This is a genomic window from Flavobacterium cheonanense (assembly GCF_039539185.1).
GTDB classification, from domain to species: Bacteria; Bacteroidota; Bacteroidia; order Flavobacteriales; family Flavobacteriaceae; genus Flavobacterium; species Flavobacterium cheonanense.
Genome location: NZ_BAABCT010000003.1, coordinates 251,232 through 276,527 on the forward strand (window position 1 = coordinate 251,232; position 25,296 = coordinate 276,527).

Here is a 25,296-nt window from a genome sequence, read left to right on the forward strand (position 1 = left end):
AATTCAGCATAAAATGACAAAATATAAAATTCTTTACGCCGAAGACGATGAAACGCTTGCCTTTCTAACCAAAGACAATTTAGAAATGCACTACGATGTAACCCATTGCACAGATGGCGAAATGTGTCTTAAAGCTTTTAAAAGTGAAGCTTTTGATATTTGTATTTTTGATATTATGATGCCCAAAATGGATGGTTTTGAATTGGCTGAAAAGATTCGTCAGTTGAATTCCGATGTGCCTATCATCTTTTTGTCGGCTAAAACCTTGAAAGAAGACCGAATTAAAGGATTACGTCTTGGAGCAGATGACTATTTAGTAAAACCCTTTAGCATTGAAGAATTGTTGCTTAAAATCGAAATTTTCTTAAAGCGTTCTCAGAAAAATACCACGGTAGAAAACGTGATTTATACTGTTGGAAAATACCAATTCGATCACAAAAACTATTTGGTATTTACCGATTCCGAAAAAATTAGTTTGACGCAACGTGAAGCCGAATTATTAAAACTATTTCTAGACAACAAAAATGTTGTAATGAAACGTGAAGAAATACTTAAATCACTTTGGGGCAACGACGATTATTTTATGGGAAGAAGTTTGGATGTTTTCATATCTCGATTGCGTAAAATTTTAGCCAATGAAAAAGGAATCACCATTGAAAATTTACACGGAATTGGTTTCAAATTTAATGTTGAATAATTATTCTTTCAACACTCTATTGATTTGAACAAAGCTTCTTGAATAGTAGCCTTCTTTTGTTGATGATATCATTACTCCAGCGCTAGTTGACGAGTGAATGAACTTTATTTCGTCTTCCAAAACTTCTGTAATCATTCCAACATGGCTTATTCTTGAGCCTCCAAAAGTGGCAAAGAAGATTAAATCACCTTTTTGGGCTTGCGATTTATTTATTCGCTCACCAACACCTGCCATTTCATGAGACGAACGTGGCAAAGTCATATCAATGCTTTTAAAAGTATGAAACATTAAACCTGAGCAATCAAATCCGGCGCTAGTTGTTCCTCCTCTTCTATAACGAGTTCCAATATGTTCTGAAGCTTTTTCTATTAAAAATACGGCCTTAGTTAAGTTGGCTGCCGATAAAGGTTTAGCAGTTTCAATTTCCTTTTGCACTTCAACCACTTCCGATTTATTTACCACTGGTTCTCCAGTTCCTTTTCTGATGATTAAAAACTGATCTACTTTTAAGCCATTGGCTACACTTGGATTTAGTTTTGTCAATTCTTTTATAGAAACGCCAGTTTGTTTTGAAATTCCGTATAAGGTTTCTTTGGGCAACACTTTATGCACCACATCCACATTAGAAACCAGATGCTCTACTTTAGTTTCTGTAACGATTTCTTTTATTGGATTTTGTTCTTGAACCACTTTTTCAGGAAGCGTTGCTTCTTCCATATTAGGTAATTGCAATTTCATTCCAACTTTTAGATTACTGGTTTTTAAAACCGGATTTAATTCACACAACGTTTCCATAGAAACACCATATTTTTTAGAAATACTGTACAAAGTTTCTTTTGATTTTACACTATGCGTAGCTTTCGAAGCACCTTGAACTTCTTTAACCTTATCTTGTTTTAGAATCTCTTCACTTTCTATAGTTTCTTTTTTAGTAACAATCGTTTCTTTCTTAGTTGCTTTTTCCTTTTCTTTAAACTTCTTATTCGGTATTTTAACCTCTGCATTCAAACCCAAGACAGCGCCTTTCAATTTCGGATTCAAATCAAAGATTTCCGATTGGGTTACGTCGTATTTTTTGGCGATAGAATAAATTGATTCACCTGATTTTACTTTGTGTTTAATTACTTTTTGAGCAAAAGTTTGGGCAGATAAAAACAGAAAGAACAATATAAATAGTTTGAAAAATTTCATGAGTTAAGTATAATTCTCAGCACCAAAATGTGCCATTAAAAAGTTTTGCAATTTACAAATAAATGTGCATTTTGTCGATGTTTTTTAACTTAAATTTAAAAAAACATACTTTTTTGAATCAAAAATTGAGTGATTATCAATAATTCTAATTCTTTATTATTTGAATGTTTTTTTTATTATTTTTACATTACAAAATTATAAGCCATGAATTGGAGCGCCAAAATTATAAGCCATAACGGAGAAAAACGAATTGCCATTTATTTTGAAAAAAATAAAGATTTAATTGAACGAATAAAGAAACTTGAAGGCTCACGATGGAGCCAAAGCAAACAAGTTTGGCATCTTCCTAATACCATCGAAAATCAGATAAGATTTGGTGCAACTATCAATCAACCATCAACAGAAGGATTTGAACAAATTGAAAAGTTCAAATTGTGGTTAAAATCAAAACGTTATAGTCCAAACACAATTAAAACCTATACCGATGCTTTACGATCTTTTTTAACATTTTTCAATCAAAAAAGCAGTAAAGAAATCACAAATGATGATTTAATCACTTATAACAATGAGTATATTTTTAAAAACAAACTATCTTCCTCTTATCAAAATCAAATAGTAAATGCTATAAAATTATATTTTAATACCATTCAAGAAAAGAATATAGATATAGAAAAAGTACATCGACCTAGACGAGAAAAGGTATTACCAAATGTTTTAAGTAAAGAAGAGATAAAAGCGATATTAGAATCTCACAGTAATATAAAACACAAAGCAATGCTTTCAATGATTTATAGTTGTGGTTTACGCCGAAGTGAATTATTGAACTTAAAACCTACAGATATTGATTCTAAAAGAAATGTTGTAATTATAAGACAATCTAAGGGAAAGAAAGACAGAATAACACCATTATCTCCTAGAATTTTAGAAATATTAAGAGAGTACTATTTAGTTCACAAACCCAAGAGCTACCTATTTGAAGGGCAAGAACCTGGCACAATTTATTCTGAACAAAGTTTACAAAGCGTATTAAAGCAAGCTTTACAAAAATGCAAAATAAATAAACCTGTAACCTTACATTGGTTGCGCCATAGTTATGCCACACATTTATTAGAAAGCGGCACCGATTTGAGATATATTCAAGAATTATTAGGTCACAACAGTAGTAAAACGACCGAAATTTACACCCATGTTAGCACAAAAAACATTCAACAAATAAAAAGTCCTTTTGATGATTTATAAACATTTTTTTATATATTTGATATATTAAAAAGTATGATGATTGTCATACATATCTACCTCAAAACAGGTTACTATGTATGATTTTGTCATACATATATACTAGTTAGCAACTATTTAACAAAAAAACAATGAGTTACAATACACACAACATAATAGTTACAATTGAAAATGATGAAAATGAATTATTAGAATATTTTTCTAATAACTTTAAATTCTTTAATGCCAAAAAATTTTATACTCCTTTTGAGGGTATTGTTTGTCAATCAAATGATAAATGGACTGAATATCCTTTTGATAAATTTCCAGATAATTTTTTCACAAATCAATCAGAAGTTGAACATTATTTTGGTAATGGGATACATGAAAAAATCAAGAATTTTTCAATTCAATTTCCTAACAAAGAAATTGCCTATACAAATGTAGATTGTTATGGTGGCAAATGTTCATCTGAAGGATATGTGATTAAAAATGATAATAAAATTCTAGAACAAGAATCTCATCATTCTGGACATAAGCACATAATTCAAAAAATTTACCCCGAATTTAATACTTGGTTTTTTTATCCTTTTACACGAACATTTATTAATGACAAGGGTGGTTTAAATGGAGAAATCGTAAATTTTACTTTACCAGCAATCTGGATGTCATTTAATATGGAATTATCTAAAAATCCTGATTTTGAAATAAATGTAACTGAAAATGAGCTATTAATTTTAAACAGAAAATTATTTGAAATTTATTTAATGAGTTTGAGTCAAGAAAGAATCAAAGTAATGGGAACTCTTATAAAAAATGATAAAGAAACAATAGATGTACTTACAAAATTATTGGAGAGCAACTTGGAAGGAATTGAACATTATATTGAAATTGATAATTTTGAAAATGGAGAAAAGTACGTTGTTTCTAACATTGACAAAGAAAAATATCTAAAAATTGCATCTGAAAGTTACAGAAAAGTTCCTTTTAATGAAAGGACATTTCAATTCCCTGATAATAACTCTAATAAGACGAATTCTGAACAGCCGAAAAACAAAGGGTTTTGGAGTAGGTTGTTCGGAAAATAATAAACAGTTGCTAACACGGTGTATAAGCAATAGCGGGTTTTGGGCTTTTTTATGTAAATTTGTTCTTAACCGAAATTTCAGTGTTTTTACAAAGTGTAGTGCTTAATACCCGCTACTGCTCATACACCCAACCGTTATAGGGCATTTTGAAGAAATAAACTAAAATTTAATTGATATGAAAAAACTTACTTTACTTTTCGCATTTTTTACAGTTTTGTTGAACGTAACAGCACAAACTGAAACTAAAAACCGTTTGGTAGATGATACTTATCATCAATGGAAATGGAATGAAGATGGTTGCTTTAATAAATGGAGTGTTACTTTTGAAAACAAGACAAAACAGTCGATAACAAGTATAACTTTTAGACTTGTTATAAAAGAAAAAGAATCGGGAGTTGTGCGGTATAAAAAAACTCACACGGTTAATTACTCACTCAATGCTTATGAGACAGCACCATCACCATATTTCAATCTAACTCAAGAATTATGTGGTTTAAAGAACAGAAATACGTTAGAAGGATATTACTATTACACAGAGGTATTAAGTTTCAAATGATAAATGATTTCAATTAATTATTGATTTAACTTTTAATATTAAGAAATGACAGGATTAGGAAAACTACAAACAGGTTACTTTTTGACACAAGAAATTTGAAAAACGGCTAAAGAGCTTCTTGATTATCAGATAAATGACAAATCTAAGTACAAGACCTACAACACTCCTAATTTTTATTACTTTGATTTATTATTATTACAAATGACAAGAAAAACGCCCTATAACAGCACCTACCCAAAAGGCGGGGTTTCGTGTTCCAAAGACAGTTTTGTGGTTAATGGAACATTAGTTTTTCAAATCAAGTTTTGTGGTAAAAGTCCCGCCCTTCGGGTAGCTGCAATACGTTATAGGGCATTTTAAAACAAACCGCAAACAGACAAATAGATGGCATACTTAGTATTAGCATATCCAGAACTGACAAGTGAAAGTTTCGACAGAATTCAAAGTTATCGCAAGGACAATGACGAACTATTTTTCAACGTAGTCAATCCTCATTTTACGATTGTTTTTCCTGTGTTTGACATTTCAGAAGAAGAATTTACTAGAGAAGTTAAAGACAAATCTGCAAATTCGGTAAAATTTGACTTTATTATTCGGTGTGCAACAATTAATAAAGATGCTTTTAGTGACTATTTTCATACTTTCTTAGTGCCGGACGAAGGATACAGTAGAATAGTGAAACTTCATGACAAACTTTATAGCGATAAACTCAAAGACAACTTGCGACTTGACCTTGATTTTGTACCTCACATAGGTATTGGAAATTCACAAGACAGATATAAATGTAAGAAAATGGTTGACGAATGGAATAAGAAGGAGTTTGAGTTACAAGGTACAATTTCACGGCTGACAATTGTAAGATATGAAGACGATGTTGTAACGACAATTGAAGAAATTAAACTTAAATAAAGAAAAACGCCCTATAACAGGCGTTTGGCTCAATGGCGGGTGAAGTGGTTAATTAAAAATTCTACCTCGCATCAACTTTTGTGGTGTATTGACAGTTTTTTGCTCCGAAATCCGCCACTGCGCCAAGCGCCAAACCGTTATAAGCTAGTTTCTGAAAAATCTGCAAAATATGAGAATATTCATTTTGTTATTACTTCCTTTTTTTTGTTTTTCTCAAGAAGATAATTACAAAAAACTTGACAAACTTCCGAAAGCAGAATTTGAAAAGTCTGTCTCAGACAGTATTGTAAAACTGGAATCTGGAGACTTATGGAACTTTCTAAAAGTTCTTAAAGATGATTACAAAAAAGACTTAAAACCTTTTAATGAAAATTTTATAAATAAAATGGAAGCAACAAAATGGCCAATGGATATGCATTTCTTGTTAAACTTTCTAATTGAACAAAAAACAGAAGAAAACATCCTAGAAAATATTCTTAACTCAAAAAAAGCAGTTTGGGATAATGGACAATGGTCTGAGAAGTTTTGGAAAATTATTAGAGAACATAAACTGAATATTAAAGAAGATTCGAACTACTCAATAAACGAAAAAGGACAAAAAACTTACAATGTAAAATCTTTTCTTGAAGAGAAAATCAAAAATGGAGAAATTGGTCCAAATCCACTTTTATTTCTTGATTATACGATATCAGATTATGAACCGAATCAACTTTTTGAAACTCTTGAAAAAATGAATATTAAAGACATCCAAATTATCACTAAAGAAGAAGCTCCGAAAATATATGGAAAGCGAGGCGCAGATGGAATGATAAAAGTTTTGCGGAAATAAAACCAGCTCATAACAGCGGTTTCAAGAAATGGCGAAAAATGTGCTAAATTCACGTTTTTCTTTCGCAATAAATATTATCTTAGTGGAAAATTAAGCGGTTACGAAGTTCGCCACTTCTTGAAGCCGCCAAACGTTACCACCAATGCTAAAAAGACAGACGACACAGTAAGACAATGAATAATAACGGATTCGACATACTTACCATATCGACCAAGCGGACAGACTTTCAAGCTGACCATATTTTGCTATTGGGACAGGTGACAGAAAAGGAAGAAAAAACCGACCCTTCGCATTTTTTAAAATTTCTTTTTGCCTACCCGCATTGCACACATTTGGTTTTGCCCGATACAAAAGCCAACGCTTCGCAAGACCCAAAGAGTGCAATTTTTTCCAACCCACAAATGAAAATAATATCATAAATGAGTAAACTAAGAGTCATAGATTTCTTTTGTGGTGCAGGTGGATTCTCTGAGGGTTTCAGACAAGTGGGTTACGAAATTGTTTACGGATTTGACAATTGGAAACCTGCTGTAGACACTTATAACCATAACTTTAGTTTAAACTGTGAAGTAAAAAACATTTTAGACTTTAAACATTCAATTGATGAAATTGAAAAATTACCAAATACGGAAATCATCATTGGTAGTCCACCTTGTGTTAGTTTTTCAAGTTCTAATAAATCTGGAAATGCCGACAAGTCACTGGGAGTTGATCTGACAGAAACTTTTTTGAGAATTATTGCAGTAAAAAAACATCAGCCTAATTCAGTTCTTAAGGCTTGGTTTATGGAGAATGTAGTAAACTCTAAAAGGTATTTACAGACTGCATATACTTTTAAGGACTTAGGACTTAGTGAGTGGGCGAATAAAAATAGAATTAGTCCTCTAAAAATTGCCATTGATTTGTACGATAATACAACCATTATCAATTCAGCAGATTATGGTTCATATCAAGCTAGAAAAAGAGTGATATCTGGCGAAATCATAAAGAAAGGGAAATTGATTATTCCAAAAACTACTCATTCTGAAAATGGCCTTGATGGTAAAGAAAAATATTTGACGATTGGGAAAATGAAGAAAAACTTTCCTCATCCTTTTACTATGAAATCAGATAAAAAAATAAACGATCCACAATATCAACTGCAAATTCCGCAGAACCAATTATCAGACCATTTCTATGATACAGGAATTTACAGAGTTGAATGGAAGTTTTCTAAATATTGGAAAACTAATCATCCTTTTATGGGTAAAATGTCATTCCCTGAAAACGAAAACAAACCAAGCCGTACAATAACTGCAACTAAAATTGCAAATTCTAGAGAATCTATCATTTATAAATCCGAACTCAATAGAATTGGAGATGGTGAATACCGTTTGCCAACTGTAAGAGAGGCAGCAATAATAATGGGCTTTCCTATTACCTATCAGTTTTTAGGAGCAGATAATAGTAAATGGCGATTGGTAGGAAATGCTGTTTGCTGTTCCGTTAGTAGAGCTTTTGCGAAAATGGTTCTAGAAGAACTACGATATACAATTCCAATTAATCTTGTTTTAAATAGCAAACCAAATATTGACGGAGTTACAAATCTTAACACATATAAATTAAAAGTATTCGATAAACCCCCAGTAAAAAACCAAGGTTCAAGATTTAGAAGACACGCCATTAAAGATGGTAACTTAACAGTTACTCTTTCTAACTATGATATCGAAAAGAATCCTAAATCAGCTGAAGGTAAATGGTTTACTTCTATTCAATACGGAACCGGCAAGGGATTTCCAATTCAGAAAATAAATGACAAGTTTTACAAAAACATTGAAGAACTAATTAAAGAATATGAAGGAGGTAATGAGTTTCTAAAGTATATCAATAATGGATTTTCGGAGAAAATTTGCAATGCCAAGGAATTGCAAAAACTTTACGAATTACAAAAGTCAAATTCTAAATATACCGAACCAACTGAGTTGGTTGATACAGTTCAAGACTTAATTGAAAAACTTAACATAGAAAATATTGAAGTTGTACAAAATAAAATCAAAGTATTTAAGCACAAGGATAAAGTGCCAGTAAAGCAATTCTTTGCATTGTATGCGATTAATAAAATATCAACCATCGCAAATGAAAATTGATTATGCCAGTAAAATTTCATCCAAATAACCCGATAGATTCTTTAGAAACCATAATTGTAAAGGAGGATGGTTCACCCCTGCGTGGTGAAATTGACATTTACAGACAACTTTGGAATGATTTAAGCAATAGCAATTTAGAATGGGATGTATGGCACGATTTGAAATTGCCCGAGCATTCAGATAACTTTAACTACTATAAAAAGACCAGTTCTCAAATAGATTTTCTTATTCTTTGTAAACACGGTCTTCTTGTTTTGGAAGTTAAAGGTGGCCCAATTTCTACGAAAGACAATACCTTTTTCTATGGAAAAAACTTCGACACACCAATAAAGCAAAATCCTTTCAAGCAAGCCGAGGGATATAAATACACTTTAAAAGACAACATTCTTAACAATTTAAAAGGTTGCTTTTTCTGCGAAGCAACAGCTTTTCCACACGTTGATTACCCATTTGAATCAAAGCTAATCGATAATAAACTTTTGTGGACTACTTATCTTGCTAAAAATTATGAAGGTTCAATAGAGAAGTTTTTATTAAATGTCTTTGACTACTCCAAAAGCAAACATCAGAAACACTTTCGGAATTACACAGATGTTACTCCGAAAGAATATGGTGCTATCAAAAAAATATTGAGCCCAATTATAGGAGATAGAAATCACCTAAATACAATTAATACACTTGAGTGGCTTGGTATCCAAAACATAGAAATACTAGATGGATTATATAAAAATCCAAGAATAATGATTGAAGGCCCGCCAGGAAGCGGTAAAACGACCATTGCTAAGGCTTTTATTGATAAACAACATAATAAAAATGGAATTTACTTGTGTTGGAATAATCTATTAATGCATTACACCAAATCTCTTTTAAGTGAGCGGCAACATTCTAGTAACATAGAAGTTACAACCTATTTTAGATTCTTTCAAAAATATAATCCAACATTGGACTTTAAGGAATTAAGTTCATTAACTGAGGATCAGTTTTATAATTTGGTTAAAACCACCATTCTGAAACTTGAAACTGAAGAAAAACTAAAGCCCTATGATTTCATAGTAATTGATGAAGCTCAAGATATACTTGATAGAGGATTGGATTTGTTTATTAATAAATTTTCAGGCTTTAATGGACAAGGTTTATCAAATGGAAACTCATTGGTTTTATATGATATTGACCAAAGCTATACAGCAAGTGGAAGAAGTGTAGCTGAAATAGCGGACTTAATGACTGAATATTATTGTCATTTTAAAATCAATGAGGTTAAAAGAAGTGCACAAAATCCTGATATTCGGAGATTATCATCAGAAATATTAGAACATCCAGAAATATTAGATACTGATAATTTTGAGATGAAATTTTCTAATATCCCAGTTAGACGGCACAAAACATTACAAGAAGTAAAGTCGCATATCGTAAAAAACATCTTAACACCCATTAGAGAAACAGATTCTTCATTAAAAGGGCAAGACTGTGTTATTCTGATTGAATCAACATTTTTAAGAGGTGAATATAAAGGAAAAGAAGATTTGCGGGAATTGCTAATAATAAAGGATGTAGAGGAATTGTCAGAAGCCAATGTTGGCGACACAGCAAATAAGTTGAGATATTCCTCAATACTAAAATTCAAGGGACTTGAAAAGAAGAATGTTTTCTTGGTGATTTCCAAACCAAGTGAGCTTAATAAATATGAAATATTTGTTGGGATTACTAGGGCTATTTTGAATGTCGAAATTAATATAGTTGAGTAATGGAGATGATAAAGCAACATATTTTACCTCAATTAAATTCATTTACGAATGAAGCATTAATTTCCATTAACAACATATTTAGTGAAATTCAAAATGAATCTAAAACAGAGTTTACTGAGATAATTTGCTACATAGAACATTTGCTTAATTTATCCTTCTTATCAACTAATCAAGGTTTAACAAGTTTGCACATACATATCGAGAATGAATTTGATGATACTCAAAAGTTGCTTATTGGTGAATTTTTGAGCATAAAACTATTTAAATACTACTATTCGATTGACAATAAACTCGATGAAACTAATTTATCACTTGCTGATTTCATAACTCAGATTGAGTTTAAAATTAATAGCTTAGAAATAAGATGTCCAGATGGTGCAAGTGGCAAAAATGGTGGTAATAGAATCTGGAAAAACTGGGTTAAGGAGAAAAAAGAAAATAGAATACTGTTAGAGTTTTACAAAGCGCTAAACAAGAATTCATCATTAAAGCCAAAATCAATTTTTAACCTACAAAAAAACTTCTGTAGTTCACTATCTCAGAAGTTTGAATTTAGACCATACACTAAATCAGTCGATAACAACCGAGAAAGTTATAATCTTGTAAATGCTACCAAAACACTAAATGAAATTGATGAAATCAATAATCAACTAATTGATGAATTGGATTCGATTATTCTTTTCGATTGTGAGAGAAAAAGAATAATGACTAATTTTTCATTTGAGGAAATAAACAAATGGAATAAGGACTATGATACTAGGTTTACAAAGTACTTGATAGTAACATTCGGTAAAAACTTTTCATCGATAAACCACACAAGAAATAAACTTGAATTAATTAGGGAAAGATTTAAAATACCCACCAATACCACTTACACGATAGCTAAGTCAGAAATAGATTTTCTTCTCAAGAGAAAAGAAAACGGACAACTTTCACTTGAATTTGTTGGATACGAATCATCAAGTTTTTGGGATACATTTGTTTTGGAAACAAGCATCAGAGAATTGTATGAATTGAGATCAGTAAAATTGATGAACATCTATGCGATTTGCTACACGGATGAAATTAAGAATTATATTATTGATGAACTCTTTTCAGAAAAAGAATCTTCAGAACTGATTTCTTCAACTACTAAATTGGCAATATTTGAATTAAGAGATGAAGATATTGAGGTTTTAAAGGCAGCACTTTCAAACACGCTTGATATAATAATTAATTCGGGTATTAAATCAAACGTTTCAGATTCACTCTCAAATAACCCAGCAATTGTTTTAGACGAAGCTATTTTCAGAAATCAGAATTTATTATCAAAAGTCAGAAATTGTCTTGGTTTTACGAAGACAACTAAATTTAAGACTTGGGCAGATTTGACAAATTCAGATTTGAAAGATTTAGTAATCCTCTCCTATCGGGACCAAGGCAGATACCCAAATTATTATTACCCGAGTTTATTGGAGCTTGATTTAGATTCCGAATGTATTGCAAGAGCAATATTGCCTAGCTTTCTATTTAAACAATACTATAGTTGGTCAAAATACAATCTTTGTAAAGAGTACCATAAGCTCTTAACACATCCAATAAGAGAGCAGCATTTTGAGTGGAATACACTCAAAAATAAAATACAAGAATTAAAACCTGAGCAAAAGTTAAATATTGACTGGAATTTGGAAAACGAATATTCAAATTCAGACCAAAGAGAATCGTATAAAATAAAATTAAAAGGGCAAAGAGTAAGAACTGCTTACGGTTCTGATTTATTTATTATTTCAGTAGATGCAAAAACGGTTTATAAAGTTGTTAAGATTGATTATTTATTGTCACTAGACAACGAAGACAAGGTCTTTATTCAGAATCTAGATGAGATACAACAAAACATAAATATCTACGATAAAATAGTCGATAAAAAACAACAAGAAACTGAATTAGAGGTAATTCGGAAACAATTCAATTTAGGTGATGAAACTGCGGGAAGACTTTGGAAAGTTCTTTTAAAAAATCTTGCTGGGGTTCAAGGAGAAGATCAACTTTATTCAGAGTTGAAAAAGTATTTTCAAGGTAAAGGAATAAAAATTGTTTCTCAATTTCACTTCAAAAATAGTTGGATTAATCCCCAAAGTGAATCAATAGCTCCGCTGAGTAAGCGAGTATTTATTGAATTATGCGAATATCTTAAAATCCCTAAAATTTACTTTATTATCATTCAGAGAATTCGAAATTCCTCTAAACAATCAAGTCGTCAAAGTACAAGGCAAATGAATCAACTATTGAAAGATTTATTTAATGACGGCTGTTTTGATAATGATGGAAATCCAAAAGAAATAATCAATAATAGATTGGATTACTATAAGGCTAATCATCCATTAGATGACCTTGGAATTGATGAAAATTGTTTAGCTGATAATTTAGCAACTCTTGTTGAGCTTATAAAACCAGAGCTAAAACCAGGCGAACTTGAATCCATTGAAAAAACAAACAATGAGTAAAATTATAAACAAAAGAAATTCTTTAGAGCGTTTTATTCGTGAACAGACATTAGGTCCAGGAATAAACGGATATAGATTTGTGGATTTAGAAAATGAGGAGCTCGTTACTAAGACGCTCATCAAAGAAGAACCAATAAATTATTTGTCAGAGATATTGGATATCGTACCTGCTGCAATTTACAGTACAGGAATTTTATTCCCAGAAGATAAAAGTGGTACTTGTAAAGAAGGAATTTCTCTAGATAATAACGAGCAAATCGATCAAAAGGATGAGGTTGATGAACAAGACTCGCAAAATAATAGTTCTGAAGATATAGAAGCAACTGAAAGCGTTGAATTAAATCAAATGTTTCCTAGAACAATGGGCTTAACTTGTTGCTTAGACGAGAGTTTTTTAAGTAAAAAATCAATTGAGTTCAAGGTTAATCTTCGCTACTATCAGAAACTAAAGCAAGACAAAGAAGGCAAATTCAACAACAAATATGGATTACTTTGTGAAGTGAATCACGAAGAAATTCAAAATTTCATTACCAAGTATGAGCTAAATTATTTTAGAATAAGAGTAATCAATGAGAATCATTTTCTGTTATTGGCTAAATTATCATCAGAAGAAATAACTCAGATAAAAACAAGGATCAGAGAAATACAAAAACAAATTGCTGAAACGCTTTTCGATTTAGCCACTTCAATTTCAACCATACCGCAATTAACCAAAGCCTCTTGTTACTTAAGTAATTTAAAATCATCTATTTATTACGAGCTTAAAAATAGCATCACGAATGGTGAGAGCAGAAAGAAACTTTATGAAGTAACGCAAAAAATAGAACTAGCAGAAAGCATTACAGATCATTTCAGAAACTTGTTAGACGTCTTTTCTATTGGATATGGTTTATGGCAATCATCACCAGTTGAGCGAATCATAAAATTAGAAAACATAAACTTCCCGAAGGAATCTAGAAAAATATCTTATTTACACAATAAATCTGTTGAAGATGTCAATATTACGGTAATCAAAGAAGATGGTTCTACTTCTATTGGCTTAAAAGATATCTTCCGATTTGATTTAGATGACAAAAAAGAGGACTATGCCTCAATATCTGCAAACATTCAGTTAAGTAGAGATTCTAGAAAAAATAACAACAAGATATTTCTTAAAATACAGCTGATTAATACGAGTATTGCGTTTGACGAAGCAAAACAAAATGACAATAGATATTATTCAACATTTAATGAGTTAGTAAATCAAAAATCATTTTTCGGAGTCAACCTTTCAGTTGTATCTGACTATTTAGTGCCATACAGTAATCACGAATACTTTCAAGAAAAAGATAACACATACTCCGAAGACACAACAACAGCTTTCATTTATGATCAATTTAAAGATTTTGCCATAGGACACGGGTGTTCCGTTAAATGGGGCAAGCAAGGAGAATCTTTGATGGTAGAAACAGAGTATTTACCAAATTGTGAAACTCCAGATATCGATCCAATACCAAGGGATAAAAGTAGAGATGCTGTATGTGTTGACAAGGAAGAATTCGTTTCTCCTTTGTTTTTAGAAAATTCTAAGTCACAAGAATTTAAATGGCTATCGGTTTTTTCAGAAGCAACTAACGAGGAAATTGTACAGGGTCTTAATGATTTTGTTGATTCCTATGGTAGATGGATTGACATAAAAAGAAGGGATGAAAAATATAAAGGCATTTATTCAGGCATTGCAAAACAAGAGTTAGACAAATGCGAAGGTGATTATCTGAGAATGAAGAAAAATATCCAAGATTTTCTTTCAGGTGTTAACAATAGAGAAAAACTTGATTCATTTCGATTGATGAATGCTGCTATGTTTATGCAGTTATGGCATTCTGTAAAAGTTAGACAAGATGAAGTTAATTCATTTATTAATGACGAAGCATTTGAACATTTTGATTTTTCCTTTTATAAAGAGATAGCAGACGATAACCTTTTTTCGAAAACAGAATCCGCAGGATGGAGAGCGTTTCAGCTCGCCTTTATTCTGCTAAACCTAGATGGTATATTTAAACCCGAAGACGATGCAAACTGGGGTAATAGAAATAATTGGGTTGATTTAGTTTGGTTCCCAACAGGTGGTGGTAAAACCGAAGCTTATCTTGGGTTAATTGCCCTCACTATAATCAATCGAAGAAAGGAGTTTAAAGAAAAAGGCGGTGGAACTGCTGCAATAATGCGATATACACTTCGATTACTCACGATGCAACAATTCCAAAGAGCAACTTTAGTTGTTATGGCTTTGGAGTTAATTAGAAGATGGGGCAATTTTGAGTTAGGTAACGAGCCAATAAATATTGGATTGTGGGTGGGTAAAAATTCTATCCCGAACTCAAATATTGATTTAATTTATGAGTATGAACACAAACTTAATCTGAAAAAAGAAAACAGAATACCATTCAACAATTGCCCTTGGTGCAATTCTGAGATAAAAGGTGAAACGAAAGAAGATACTGAACCATCTTCATCTGTTTACAATCAGAACAAAGTGCATTTAAAATGCACTAATCAAAAGTGCTCTTTTTCTTTTGGCCTTGGGCGGATTTCCAAGAAAAGACAAGACCAAGGTCCAATTCCCGTATGCCTATCAGATGAAACCATTTATCAACATCCACCAGCATTACTTTTTGGTACAGTTGACAAGTTTGCTCAATTAGCCCATAAAGTAAATGGTCAGAATAATGGGAGAAATTCTGATTCAAGGAGAATTTTTGGAACAGGGAATTGGGAAGCGGGAAAACCTCAAGACGGTTATTTACCACCTGATTTAATAATTCAGGATGAGTTACATTTATTACTTGGGCCTCTTGGTTCTGCTGTTGCTTTATTTGAATCAGCAGTTGATCAGCTTTGCACAAGACAAGATGGAACAAGACCAAAAATAATTTCATCAACGGCAACCACAAGAAATACGCAATTACAAATTGCAGCACTCTTCGATAGAAAAGTAAATCTTTTCCCGAAATCTGGAGTTGAATGTGATGATTCTTTCTTTGCTTTTTATAAAAGAAGATTTAAAAGTATTGATGACAAAACGCCTGAATACCTATCTAAAAGAAAATACATCGGTGTTTTGCCAACGGGAAGAACTCAGATTTGGATGCAAATGCGTTTGGCGGCAATCATAATGACTCACAGAGCCATTTTTGAGTTAAAAGAGTTGGGTGAAAACCATCCGATTGATTTCGATTCTTTTTCAGAGTTCGAAAAGGCAATGGACTACTATCATACTACTATAAGTTACTTCAACAGTCTTAAAGAAGTTGGTAAAACCCAGTCGCAGGTTCAAACTTATATTTTGAAGGAACTTAGAAGAGTATTTTCAAGAGTTATAAGACCTCAAAAGCTAATGCATTCACTCTATACCTATGGCCCAATTCAAGAATCTGAACTAACGGGAAGGCTTTCTGGTGAAGAAGTTAAAAATGAACTAAAAAGTGTTGAAGCTAAATGGGAAGCGAAGAAACGCTTCGCAAGAAGCGAAAATAACGAATTGGTTAGAGGTAAAGTTCCTCCAGAATTCGTTGTTGCAACAAATATGATTTCAGTCGGGATAGATGTTTCAAGATTCAACACCATAATTATGAACTCTATGCCTCGTAATACAGCTGAATATATTCAGGCAAGTAGTCGTGTTGCAAGGAATGATTATGGACTTGTTTTAACGGTTCATCATCCATTCAGAGCAAGAGATATTTCTCACTATGAAAAATTCATTGAGTTTCACGAAAAAATGTATAGCTACGTTGAACCTATTTCAATAACTCCATTTACACAAAAAGCTGTAGAAAGATATATGGGTTTATATATAGCAACAATGCTTCGTCACAGGACCAGATTTACTGAACGACTTTCTGCAAGTGATATTTCTTCAATTTCAGAAGCACAACTATCTGAAATAATTTCTGAATTGACTGACTACTTTGAAGAACGAAAAATCAGAATGAACACTTATGACACTTTAATTAGTAATCTACTAAAAAATGAAAATGTGGAACAAATAAAAAGATGGATTCAAGAGGCATTTTCTGAATGGAAAGAAGAATCAAACAGAACTTTGGAAGATAATAAGACTTTTGTTTTCAATAATAAATCGGCAAGGTCAACCCCACCCCAAGAACAACTCTATGTTGATATTGAGGAATATGAAGGCAATATACATAGTAAAAAATGGCAAGTTCCAATGTCATTGAGGGTAATTGAACCAGAAGCTGCCATAAAAATAAATTCAATATAAGATGAAAGTATTAAGGCAAAATCAATATAATCAAGGAGTTGGCAAATATAAACTACTATCCTCAACTTCTGGCGTTGGTTCAATTATTACAACCAAACTTGGCTCTTATGTTTTAATTTCTGACATAAATAAATGGAGATTTATAAAATGGGCAAATTCAAAAATTGAAGTTATAAGAACTAACAACTCAGATGACAGAAAAGTATATGAGCTGAGCAAGTCAGAAATTTCAAATAGAGGAATTGAATTTATTGATGATCAAAGATTTATTAAATTCATTAAATCCGAGAAAAAGCTTGAAAACTTAGTTTGTTTGATTGGCATTCCACATATGGCTTTGAATGAATCATTCAATACACCTAATTGGAAAAATCATCCAATAAGAACTGCATTAGAAAGAACAGGTGAACAATTTGAAGGAGTTTCAAGCCATTATATGATTAATGGTACTCACTTTCCAAAATGGTTTAAAAATTCTGATGGTGAATTAAAATTAATAAAAGAATGGTTTGCAATCTGGGAAAAAGAATGCCGTAAATATCCTGATACTCTAAAGCTAGATAATTTTTCACCGCCTAGAGATGCTCTGAGCAAAAAGGCATTTATTCGTGAAATAAACTCAAAAAATGAAGACGGCAACCCGATCAAAATTCGAGAGTATAAGACTCTTGAACAGACTAACTTAATTTTGATATGTCCTAATGGCCACCTTTCAGATGTTCCTTGGGCTAACTATTTACGATGGAAAACAGAAAAGTATTTAAGACTTCGTCGTGAGGAAGATAAAGGGGAAAATCTTATGTCAAATGAAATGGTTGGCCCTTGTTGCAGTAATCCAAAACTTAAGTGGACAGAAAGCAAAACAAAATCTGAAGGTTATGGTAGTATCTACATTGAATGTAATAGCTGTGGTTTAGGATCAGGGTCAGATAAGGATAAACCTAAAATCAATCTTGAAGGTATAAATAGTATAGAACCGTATTGTATTGGTCAAAAACCTTGGGAGTTAGACCTTGATAATCCCACAATCACTCCTTATGAAAATTGCTACATTAGAAACGACAATAAAAACGGTCGTGAAAAAATGAGAATTGCTTTGGTAACCGCTAATAATGTTTACTACGCTAATGGTTTTTCAAGTCTTTTTATACCAATTTACTTAGCGGAAAATAAATCGAAAGAATTAATTGACGCATTAAAAATTATTGAAGAAAGATACAACAAGAGAAACTCAACTAATCCAATAACAAAGGAAGATTATTGGGATAAAAAAATTGAAGATGATTTTGATGAGTTTTTATCAGACAATGGAATTGTTGTTACCGTTGATATGGAAAACTTCAAAAAGCAGCTCAAAAGTGAATTTCTTAATGTAATCTCCGAGACTAACGTAGATAAACACGAAGAATATAGATGGCAAGAGTACCGATGTTTTTCTCAAAATTCACTAATTAATGGATTAGACGACAATAAAGGTTTAAGATTTAAGGACATAAAGCTACCTGATGAGTTAACAGATTTCTTTATAAAAATTCAGCAAGTAGAAGAATTAAAAGTAACTAACGTACAATTGGATTTCACAAGAGTAAAACCTAAAGAACGAATTGTAGTTAATGGTGCGGTGCAAGAATCTTCAAGTGGTCAAAATATATTTTCTATTGACTCTAAAGAATTATATACACTTCCTGCAAATGAAACGCTAGGAGAAGGTCTTTTCTTTGAATTCTCAAATGAAAAAATTGATAGTTGGGTATCTGGAAATATCAATGAATTAGAAAATCGATTTGGCAAATACCTTAATACAATTCCAGATTCAAATAGTCAAGGTCTAAGCTCCAAAATGAAAATTTACAACAACAAATACAAACACTTTTTAATTCACTCCTTCTCACATATGATGATGAGAGAGTTAGAATTTTCTTGTGGTTATCCAACAGCAAGTTTAAAAGAAAGACTATACATTTCGACAAACCCTGAAAAGCAAATGTCAGGTTTATTAATCTATACAGCAGAAGGATCAGAAGGTAGTATGGGTGGTTTGGTTTCACAAGGAGAACCAGAAAAAATTCTTGAGATTATAAAAAAAGGACTAGAAAGGTCAATTAATTGTTCTTCTGACCCATTATGTTGGGAATCTGAAGGACAAGGAATATTTGACTTAAATTTATCAGCTTGTTTTTCCTGTTCTTTAGTAGCAGAGACAGCTTGTGAAGAAATGAATCTAGGGTTAGATAGGCGAGTTTTGGTGGACGAAGATTTTGGATACTTTAAAAGCATACAGACTTAATCCACCCATTTTGCAAGCACATTGCCAAAGCCGCACAAGCCAACACTGCAACCAAAGCTTTGTCAAAGAGCTTGCAAAGCCAACGCAAGAGAAAAGAAATTTTAAAAAATGCCCCACCGCACGACAAAAGACAATGAATATAACAGCAACAAATAGACCGACAAACCACGGCAGACAAGGAAGCACTGGTGGTAACAGGCGTTTGGCTCAATGGCGGGTGACGTGGTTAATTGAACATCCTACCTCGCATCAACTTTTGTGGTGTATTGACAGTTTTGTGCTCCGAAATCCGCCACTGCGCCAAGCGCCAAAACGTTAGCGGCAAGCATAAACCAACACCGTACAAAGAATGAACCCTCTCATAAAACAACTTAAAAAATACGGAAATCTGACCTCTGAAATCGAAACAGAACTTAACGAAAAAATTAAAAGTCTGATAAAACAAAAAGGCGATTTTTTGCTCAAAGAAGGACAAATTGTTTCAAATTTATTCGTAATTGAAAAAGGGCTTGTTCGTTCGTTTTATAATATCAATGAAAGAGAAATTAATGTTTGGTTTGGTTTTGAGAGCGGAATTTTAGGTTCAGTAATGCCATTATTTTTTAGCCAACCTTCAATTGAAAACATTCAGTTTTTAGAAGACACCACTTTATATTATATCTCAAGCAATGACCTTGAAAGTTTCTACAAATCATCGCAGGAAATGAATACGATTGGTAGAAAAATGGCAGAAGAATATTGCAAAATTTTAGAGGAACGTTCTTTTTTATTACAAACACATACCGCAGAACAGCGTTATCATTGGCTTTTGAAAAACCAACCCGAAGCTTTGCAAAGAATTTCTTTAGGACATATTGCTTCTTATTTGGGTATGTCGCAAGAAACATTGAGCCGTATTAGAAAGAAATAACGATTTTGACATTTGTCAAAAAAAGCACTTTTTAATTTTTGTATCTTTGCATCAGTTAAAACAAAAGAACAATGAAATATTTATTTTTATCATTAGCAATCGTACTTGAAGTTGTAGGTTCGAGCTTTATGAAAGCATCAGACGGTTTTTCAAAATTATTGCCAACAGCGATAACAATTGTGGCATATATTGCTTGCTTTTTCTTTTTGTCGCAAGCTTTAAAATCCATTCCTTTGGGAATAGCTTATGCAATTTGGGGTGGTTTAGGAATTGTCTTGACAGCTATAATTTCGGTTGTGGTATTTAAGCAATCGTTAGACATTCCAGCAATTATTGGAATTATTTTAATTGTGACAGGAGTTATCGTAATGAATTTTTTCTCAAAATCAGCAGTACACTAAAATGCCAGCCGCTAACAAGGGTTTTGCAATAGTGGGGCGAAACTGCAAAGTTCAACGGTTGTTCTTCGGTTGAACTTTAGTGCAAAATTGAAGATTTGTGCTTCGATTGCCCCACCATCGCAAAGCCCCGAACCGTTATCGGCTATTCTAACAGCGACCGTACAAACTTCAACAGAAGTACAACAAATAGAAAATAATTTGTAACTTTGACCGTTTTTAAAAGAGAATGACAAAAAAGTTTCACATATTACTCATCATCTTGACACTTGGTTTCTTTGCGACGCCAACGCTGACTTATGCTTGTGGAACAAAATCGACAAAAACAGAAAAATCTTGTTGCAAAAAATCAGAAACCGAAAAAAATAGCAAAAAAGACTGTTGCAAAAATCATAAGTCTAAAAGCGACAAAGACAAAAATAGTTGTAACGGAAAATGCAATAATTCAAATTGCAGTTGCCCAACAAATCATTGTGCTTTTGCATTACCATTTTGGACTGAAACAAAAGTAAAAACCTACTTTGCTGAAAGCAAAAAAATAAAAAATTACTACAACGAAAACTATCTTTCTGATGGTTTTAAATCCATTTGGACACCGCCTAATATAGGCTAATTTCTTACCTTGACACCAGAGGTCTGTCTAATCGAAAGCAAAAACATTGCTTTCAAAATCAATTATTTATCAAAGTTTAAATTTTCAAAAAATGAAATCAATAAAAATGTTGATGGCAATATCTGTATTGCTATCGTTCACAGCGTGTAACGCTCAAATCAAAAACGCTAAAACCGAAAGCGTAAAAATATACGGTAATTGTGGTATGTGTGAAACAACCATTGAAAAAGCAGGAAATAAGAGTAAAGTTGTCAAAGTAGATTGGAATAAGGACACCAAAATGGCAACCATCACTTACGATGCAAAGCTAACCAATCCAGACGAAATCTTGAAACGCATAGCATTGAGTGGTTATGATAGCGAAAAATTTCTTGCCCCAAATGATGTGTATGCAAAATTGCCTGATTGTTGCCAGTACGAAAGAAAAGCACAAACAGTTGCAAAAGTTGAAACACCAAAAACGGAGGTGAAAGAAGACCATTCGACACATAACCATTCGGCTATGACAGAAACAAGGCAAGATGTTTCACAACTCAAAGCCGTTTTTGACAATTATTTTGCCGTAAAAGATGCCTTGGTAAAAACTGACGGAAATACTTCATCTACCAAAGCAAAGGAGTTGCTTACTGCAATCAATGCCGTAAAAATGGACAAATTAACCACCGAAGAACATACCGTTTGGATGAAAGTAATGAAAGATTTGGCTTTTGATGCTGAACACATTGCAGACACAAAAGATGCCTCACACCAAAGAAACCATTTTATGCCCCTTTCAGAAAATATGTACGCTTTAATCAAAGTTTCCAAAACCGAAACACCTACTTACTATCAATTTTGCCCAATGGCAAACGATGGAAAAGGTGCCAATTGGCTGAGCAAAGAGAATGCAGTTAAAAATCCATATTACGGCTCTCAAATGCTTACTTGTGGTAAAGTAGTTGAAACAATTAAGTAAAAATATAGGGTAGCCTTCGGCTACCCTATTAATAATTTTAACGATGAAATTCTTAAAATGGATAATCAAAAAAATATTTATAAAAAACTGTTGCCGATAGCAATATTGCTATTGACAACTACAAATACATTCGCCCAAAAAGTAGTACGTTATGACCTATATGTAAAAGATACTTTGGTAAATTTTGCAGGGAAAGAAAAACGAGCTATTGCGGTAAACGGACAAATTCCTATGCCAACTTTGACTTTTACCGAAGGCGACACAGCGGAAATTCACGTTCATAATTTGCTCAAAGAAGAAACTTCTTTGCATTGGCACGGTTTATTTTTACCCAACAAAGAAGATGGTGTTCCCAACCTTACGCAAATGCCAATTAAGCCAAACACTACCCATATTTATAAATTTCCAATTATACAAAATGGTACACATTGGTATCATTCACATTCAGGATTACAAGAGCAAATTGGAATGTATGGCAACTTTGTAATGCTTAAAAAAGCAGACGATAAAACATTTAGAAATGGAATTGATGATTTACCGACCTTACCAATAGTTTTAAGCGAATGGACAAACGTAAAACCTGAAAACATTCACAGAATGTTGCACAATGCCAACGATTACCCTGCGTTGAAAAAAAATTCCGTTCAGAGTTATGGCGAAGCCATCAAAGCAGGACATTTTAAAACCAAACTCAAAAACGAATGGAAAAGAATGTTGGCAATGGATGTAAGTGATGTGTATTATGAAAAAATATTGATGAACGGTAAACCCAGTTCTGACTTAAAAAGCATTGACGGCAAGGAATTAAAAGCAGGCGATAAAGTTCGTTTAAGAATTTCAAATGGTGGTGCATCTTCCTATTTTTGGCTTACGTATGCAGGTGGGAAAATTACCGTAGTTGCCAATGATGGCAACGATGTAGAACCTGTGGAAGTGGATAGGTTAATTATTGCCGTTTCTGAAACTTACGATATTGTTGTAACTATTCCAGCCGAAAATACGGCTTTTGAGTTTTTGGCAACTACCGAAGACCGAACCAATTCAGCATCAATGTATATTGGTAATGGCATTAAGCAATTACAATCGCCCCAACCAAGATTGAAGTATTTTGAAGGTATGAAAATGATGAACGATATGATGAAAATGAATGGCGACCTTGACGATATGGGAATGAATATGAGCCTAAACCAAATGGATATGAATGTGGTAATGTATCCAGAAATTACAGGCGAAAGCAAACCCAAACAAAGCGAAAACGACCCAAATCGCTACAATGCCAATGCTTTGGCAGATATTGTTACGCTGAATTATGCAATGCTGAAATCGCCAAATAATACTTCTTTGCCACAAAATGCACCAGTAAAAGAATTAAAGTTTGAACTCACAGGAAATATGAACCGCTATGTTTGGAGTTTAGATAATAAAGTAGTTTCAGAAACCGATAAAATCCTTATCAAAAAAGGCGAAAATGTTAGAATTGTGCTTTACAATGGCTCAATGATGCGACATCCAATGCACTTGCACGGACACGACTTTCGTTTGCTAAACGGACAAGGCGAAAATGCACCACTAAAAAACATTGTGGACATTATGCCAATGGAAACCGACACTTTGGAATTTAACGCCAATGTTGAAGGCGATTGGTTTTTTCATTGTCATATTTTGTACCATATGATGAGCGGAATGGGTAGAGTTTTTAGTTATGAAAATCAAGCACCAAATCCATTAATTCCAAATCCAAAATTGGCACAAAGAAAATTATTTGCAGATGATAGAGCATTTCATTTTATGGCTGAAAACGATTTTGCCACCAATGGAAACGATGGAATGGCAATGGTTCAAGGCACACGTTGGAGCATTGGGACAGAATGGCGTTTGGGATACAACGACCATCACGGCTACGAAACTGAAACGCATATTGGACGATACATTGGAAAAATGCAATGGCTAATGCCGTTTATCGGTTTTGATTGGCGTTACAGAAAATTAGAAACCGATGCAATGGGAAATGTACACGGAGAAAAAAACCTTTTTGGACAAATCAACACCAAAGACAACAGACGCCAGTTTAGTTTAGGAGTTGCCTATACTTTGCCAATGCTTGTAGTTTTACAGACCGAAATTTACCACGATGGGAATTTAAGAGTACAACTAATGAGAGAAGATATTCCAATTTCAAAAAGAGTTAGAGCATCATTTATGGTAAATACCGACAAAGAATATATGGCAGGTTTGCGTTACATTGTAAACAAAAACATAGGATTAACAACACATTACGACAGCGATATGGGACTTGGTTTCGGAGTATTTTTAAACTACTAAACCAACAAAAAAACGGACACGGACGAAAGAAGAACAGCCGATAACAAGGGTTTTGCAAAATTGGGGCAGAAGTGCTAAATTTAAGCATTGGTAATTCTAATGAACATTTGTGCTAAATTGAACATTTGTGCCTTGAATGCCCCAACTTCGCAAAGCCCCAAACCGTTATAACTCATTTTAACCACCATTGCGGTTAAAAATAAAACAGCGTAAAACCCAAAGTTTTAAACGATACCATCTTTTTAGTTTTACCCACCAATGGTCTTTCACCATATCATCGAGCATTTTTTGAACTATTTTACTTTTGTGAGTTCTTGGTTTTTTCAAGTATTTCATTTTGTTTTTCTAAAAGAGTATTTCTGTATTTTAATTCTATTTTGCAATTATCAACTGCAAAATAAATAAGTAATCCAACTATTAAAATAGAAATTGTCAAAATCATTAATTCAGTCATAAAAAACGAGTTATAACAGTGGTTTGGCAATATTGCCGTTTAGTTTTTCAGCGGAAAATCCGCAATTAAATCATATTTATTTTTTCAATTCACGTTCACGGTTCGGCAACATCGCCAAGCCACAAACGTTATAACTCATTTTAACCACCATTGCGGTTAAAAATAAAACAGCGTAAAACCCAAAGTTTTAAACGATACCATCTTTTTAGTTTTACCCACCAATGGTCTTTCACCATATCATCGAGCATTTTTTG

18 protein-coding genes are annotated in these 25,296 nt (G+C 32.8%); 16 read left to right on the plus strand and 2 right to left on the minus strand.

Annotated elements, in window-relative coordinates:
* Positions 1-13: 13 nt before the first annotated feature.
* Positions 14-697 (plus strand): response regulator transcription factor, encoded by a 684-nt coding sequence (locus ABD766_RS08020; protein ID WP_344816182.1) that lies wholly within the window; start codon positions 14-16, stop codon positions 695-697.
* On the opposite strand, the gene ABD766_RS08025 is transcribed toward ABD766_RS08020, so the two are convergent.
* The gene (locus ABD766_RS08025; RefSeq protein WP_344816183.1) at positions 698-1,888 is read right to left on the minus strand and encodes a C40 family peptidase; all 1,191 of its coding nucleotides are present in this window, start codon (positions 1,886-1,888) and stop codon (positions 698-700) included.
* 204 nt (positions 1,889-2,092) lie between these two features.
* Here ABD766_RS08025 and xerA point away from each other — a divergent pair, with 204 nt between their 5' ends.
* The 15 genes from xerA to ABD766_RS08100 all read left to right on the plus strand — a co-directional run bounded on the left by xerA (position 2,093) and on the right by ABD766_RS08100 (position 24,588).
* Entirely contained in the window at positions 2,093-3,127 is a 1,035-nt protein-coding gene (gene xerA / locus ABD766_RS08030) for a site-specific tyrosine recombinase/integron integrase (protein WP_344816184.1), read from the plus strand.
* A gap of 128 nt (positions 3,128-3,255) precedes the next feature.
* Positions 3,256-4,191, plus strand: coding sequence for a hypothetical protein (locus tag ABD766_RS08035; protein ID WP_344816185.1), 936 nt, complete (start codon positions 3,256-3,258; stop codon positions 4,189-4,191).
* Positions 4,192-4,366: 175 nt separating this feature from the next.
* The gene (locus ABD766_RS08040; RefSeq protein WP_344816186.1) at positions 4,367-4,747 is read left to right on the plus strand and encodes a hypothetical protein; all 381 of its coding nucleotides are present in this window, start codon (positions 4,367-4,369) and stop codon (positions 4,745-4,747) included.
* Between the two features lie 384 nt (positions 4,748-5,131).
* On the plus strand, positions 5,132-5,656 hold the full coding sequence (locus ABD766_RS08045) for a 2'-5' RNA ligase family protein (RefSeq protein WP_344816187.1): 525 nt from the start codon (positions 5,132-5,134) through the stop codon (positions 5,654-5,656).
* A 169-nt stretch (positions 5,657-5,825) separates the two neighbouring features.
* On the plus strand, positions 5,826-6,485 hold the full coding sequence (locus ABD766_RS08050) for a hypothetical protein (RefSeq protein ID WP_344816188.1): 660 nt from the start codon (positions 5,826-5,828) through the stop codon (positions 6,483-6,485).
* Between the two features lie 419 nt (positions 6,486-6,904).
* The gene (locus ABD766_RS08055; RefSeq protein ID WP_344816189.1) at positions 6,905-8,611 is read left to right on the plus strand and encodes a DNA cytosine methyltransferase; all 1,707 of its coding nucleotides are present in this window, start codon (positions 6,905-6,907) and stop codon (positions 8,609-8,611) included.
* A 2-nt stretch (positions 8,612-8,613) separates the two neighbouring features.
* A complete protein-coding gene (locus ABD766_RS08060) occupies positions 8,614-10,356 on the plus strand; it encodes a nuclease-related domain-containing DEAD/DEAH box helicase (protein ID WP_344816190.1) in 1,743 nt (580 codons plus the stop codon).
* On the plus strand, positions 10,356-12,839 hold the full coding sequence (locus tag ABD766_RS08065; RefSeq protein ID WP_344816191.1) for a hypothetical protein: 2,484 nt from the start codon (positions 10,356-10,358) through the stop codon (positions 12,837-12,839). The genes ABD766_RS08060 and ABD766_RS08065 overlap by 1 nt, the downstream gene beginning before the upstream one ends.
* Before the next feature lie 142 nt (positions 12,840-12,981).
* The gene (locus tag ABD766_RS08070) at positions 12,982-17,103 is read left to right on the plus strand and encodes a helicase-related protein (RefSeq protein ID WP_344816192.1); all 4,122 of its coding nucleotides are present in this window, start codon (positions 12,982-12,984) and stop codon (positions 17,101-17,103) included.
* Position 17,104: 1 nt separating this feature from the next.
* Positions 17,105-19,390, plus strand: a complete 2,286-nt coding sequence (drmB, locus tag ABD766_RS08075; protein ID WP_344816193.1) for a DrmB family protein — start codon at positions 17,105-17,107, stop codon at positions 19,388-19,390.
* Between the two features lie 349 nt (positions 19,391-19,739).
* Positions 19,740-20,300, plus strand: coding sequence for a Crp/Fnr family transcriptional regulator (locus tag ABD766_RS08080; protein WP_344816194.1), 561 nt, complete (start codon positions 19,740-19,742; stop codon positions 20,298-20,300).
* Positions 20,301-20,371: 71 nt separating this feature from the next.
* Positions 20,372-20,701: a DMT family transporter gene (locus ABD766_RS08085; protein ID WP_344816195.1), complete on the plus strand. Its 330-nt coding sequence runs from the start codon at positions 20,372-20,374 to the stop codon at positions 20,699-20,701.
* A gap of 226 nt (positions 20,702-20,927) precedes the next feature.
* Positions 20,928-21,311, plus strand: a complete 384-nt coding sequence (locus tag ABD766_RS08090) for a hypothetical protein (protein WP_344816196.1) — start codon at positions 20,928-20,930, stop codon at positions 21,309-21,311.
* A 91-nt stretch (positions 21,312-21,402) separates the two neighbouring features.
* Positions 21,403-22,266 (plus strand): DUF3347 domain-containing protein, encoded by an 864-nt coding sequence (locus ABD766_RS08095; protein ID WP_344816197.1) that lies wholly within the window; start codon positions 21,403-21,405, stop codon positions 22,264-22,266.
* Between the two features lie 57 nt (positions 22,267-22,323).
* On the plus strand, positions 22,324-24,588 hold the full coding sequence (locus ABD766_RS08100) for a multicopper oxidase domain-containing protein (protein WP_344816198.1): 2,265 nt from the start codon (positions 22,324-22,326) through the stop codon (positions 24,586-24,588).
* Between the two features lie 177 nt (positions 24,589-24,765).
* Here the strand turns inward: ABD766_RS08100 and ABD766_RS08105 are convergent, their stop codons facing one another.
* The gene (locus ABD766_RS08105) at positions 24,766-24,924 is read right to left on the minus strand and encodes a hypothetical protein (protein WP_344816199.1); all 159 of its coding nucleotides are present in this window, start codon (positions 24,922-24,924) and stop codon (positions 24,766-24,768) included.
* Positions 24,925-25,296: the final 372 nt, after the last annotated feature.

Excerpts from the sequence above, each read along its gene's own strand:
- ABD766_RS08020 (WP_344816182.1), top strand. The coding sequence starts at position 14 with ATGACAAAATATAAAATTCTTTACGCCGAAGACGATGAAACGCTTGCC.
- ABD766_RS08025 (WP_344816183.1), bottom strand. The coding sequence starts at position 1,888 with ATGAAATTTTTCAAACTATTTATATTGTTCTTTCTGTTTTTATCTGCC.
- xerA (WP_344816184.1), top strand. The coding sequence starts at position 2,093 with ATGAATTGGAGCGCCAAAATTATAAGCCATAACGGAGAAAAACGAATT.
- ABD766_RS08035 (WP_344816185.1), top strand. The coding sequence starts at position 3,256 with ATGAGTTACAATACACACAACATAATAGTTACAATTGAAAATGATGAA.
- ABD766_RS08040 (WP_344816186.1), top strand. The coding sequence starts at position 4,367 with ATGAAAAAACTTACTTTACTTTTCGCATTTTTTACAGTTTTGTTGAAC.
- ABD766_RS08045 (WP_344816187.1), top strand. The coding sequence starts at position 5,132 with ATGGCATACTTAGTATTAGCATATCCAGAACTGACAAGTGAAAGTTTC.
- ABD766_RS08050 (WP_344816188.1), top strand. The coding sequence starts at position 5,826 with ATGAGAATATTCATTTTGTTATTACTTCCTTTTTTTTGTTTTTCTCAA.
- ABD766_RS08055 (WP_344816189.1), top strand. The coding sequence starts at position 6,905 with ATGAGTAAACTAAGAGTCATAGATTTCTTTTGTGGTGCAGGTGGATTC.
- ABD766_RS08060 (WP_344816190.1), top strand. The coding sequence starts at position 8,614 with ATGCCAGTAAAATTTCATCCAAATAACCCGATAGATTCTTTAGAAACC.
- ABD766_RS08065 (WP_344816191.1), top strand. The coding sequence starts at position 10,356 with ATGGAGATGATAAAGCAACATATTTTACCTCAATTAAATTCATTTACG.
- drmB (WP_344816193.1), top strand. The coding sequence starts at position 17,105 with ATGAAAGTATTAAGGCAAAATCAATATAATCAAGGAGTTGGCAAATAT.
- ABD766_RS08080 (WP_344816194.1), top strand. The coding sequence starts at position 19,740 with ATGAACCCTCTCATAAAACAACTTAAAAAATACGGAAATCTGACCTCT.
- ABD766_RS08085 (WP_344816195.1), top strand. The coding sequence starts at position 20,372 with ATGAAATATTTATTTTTATCATTAGCAATCGTACTTGAAGTTGTAGGT.
- ABD766_RS08090 (WP_344816196.1), top strand. The coding sequence starts at position 20,928 with ATGACAAAAAAGTTTCACATATTACTCATCATCTTGACACTTGGTTTC.
- ABD766_RS08095 (WP_344816197.1), top strand. The coding sequence starts at position 21,403 with ATGAAATCAATAAAAATGTTGATGGCAATATCTGTATTGCTATCGTTC.
- ABD766_RS08100 (WP_344816198.1), top strand. The coding sequence starts at position 22,324 with ATGGATAATCAAAAAAATATTTATAAAAAACTGTTGCCGATAGCAATA.
- ABD766_RS08105 (WP_344816199.1), bottom strand. The coding sequence starts at position 24,924 with ATGAAATACTTGAAAAAACCAAGAACTCACAAAAGTAAAATAGTTCAA.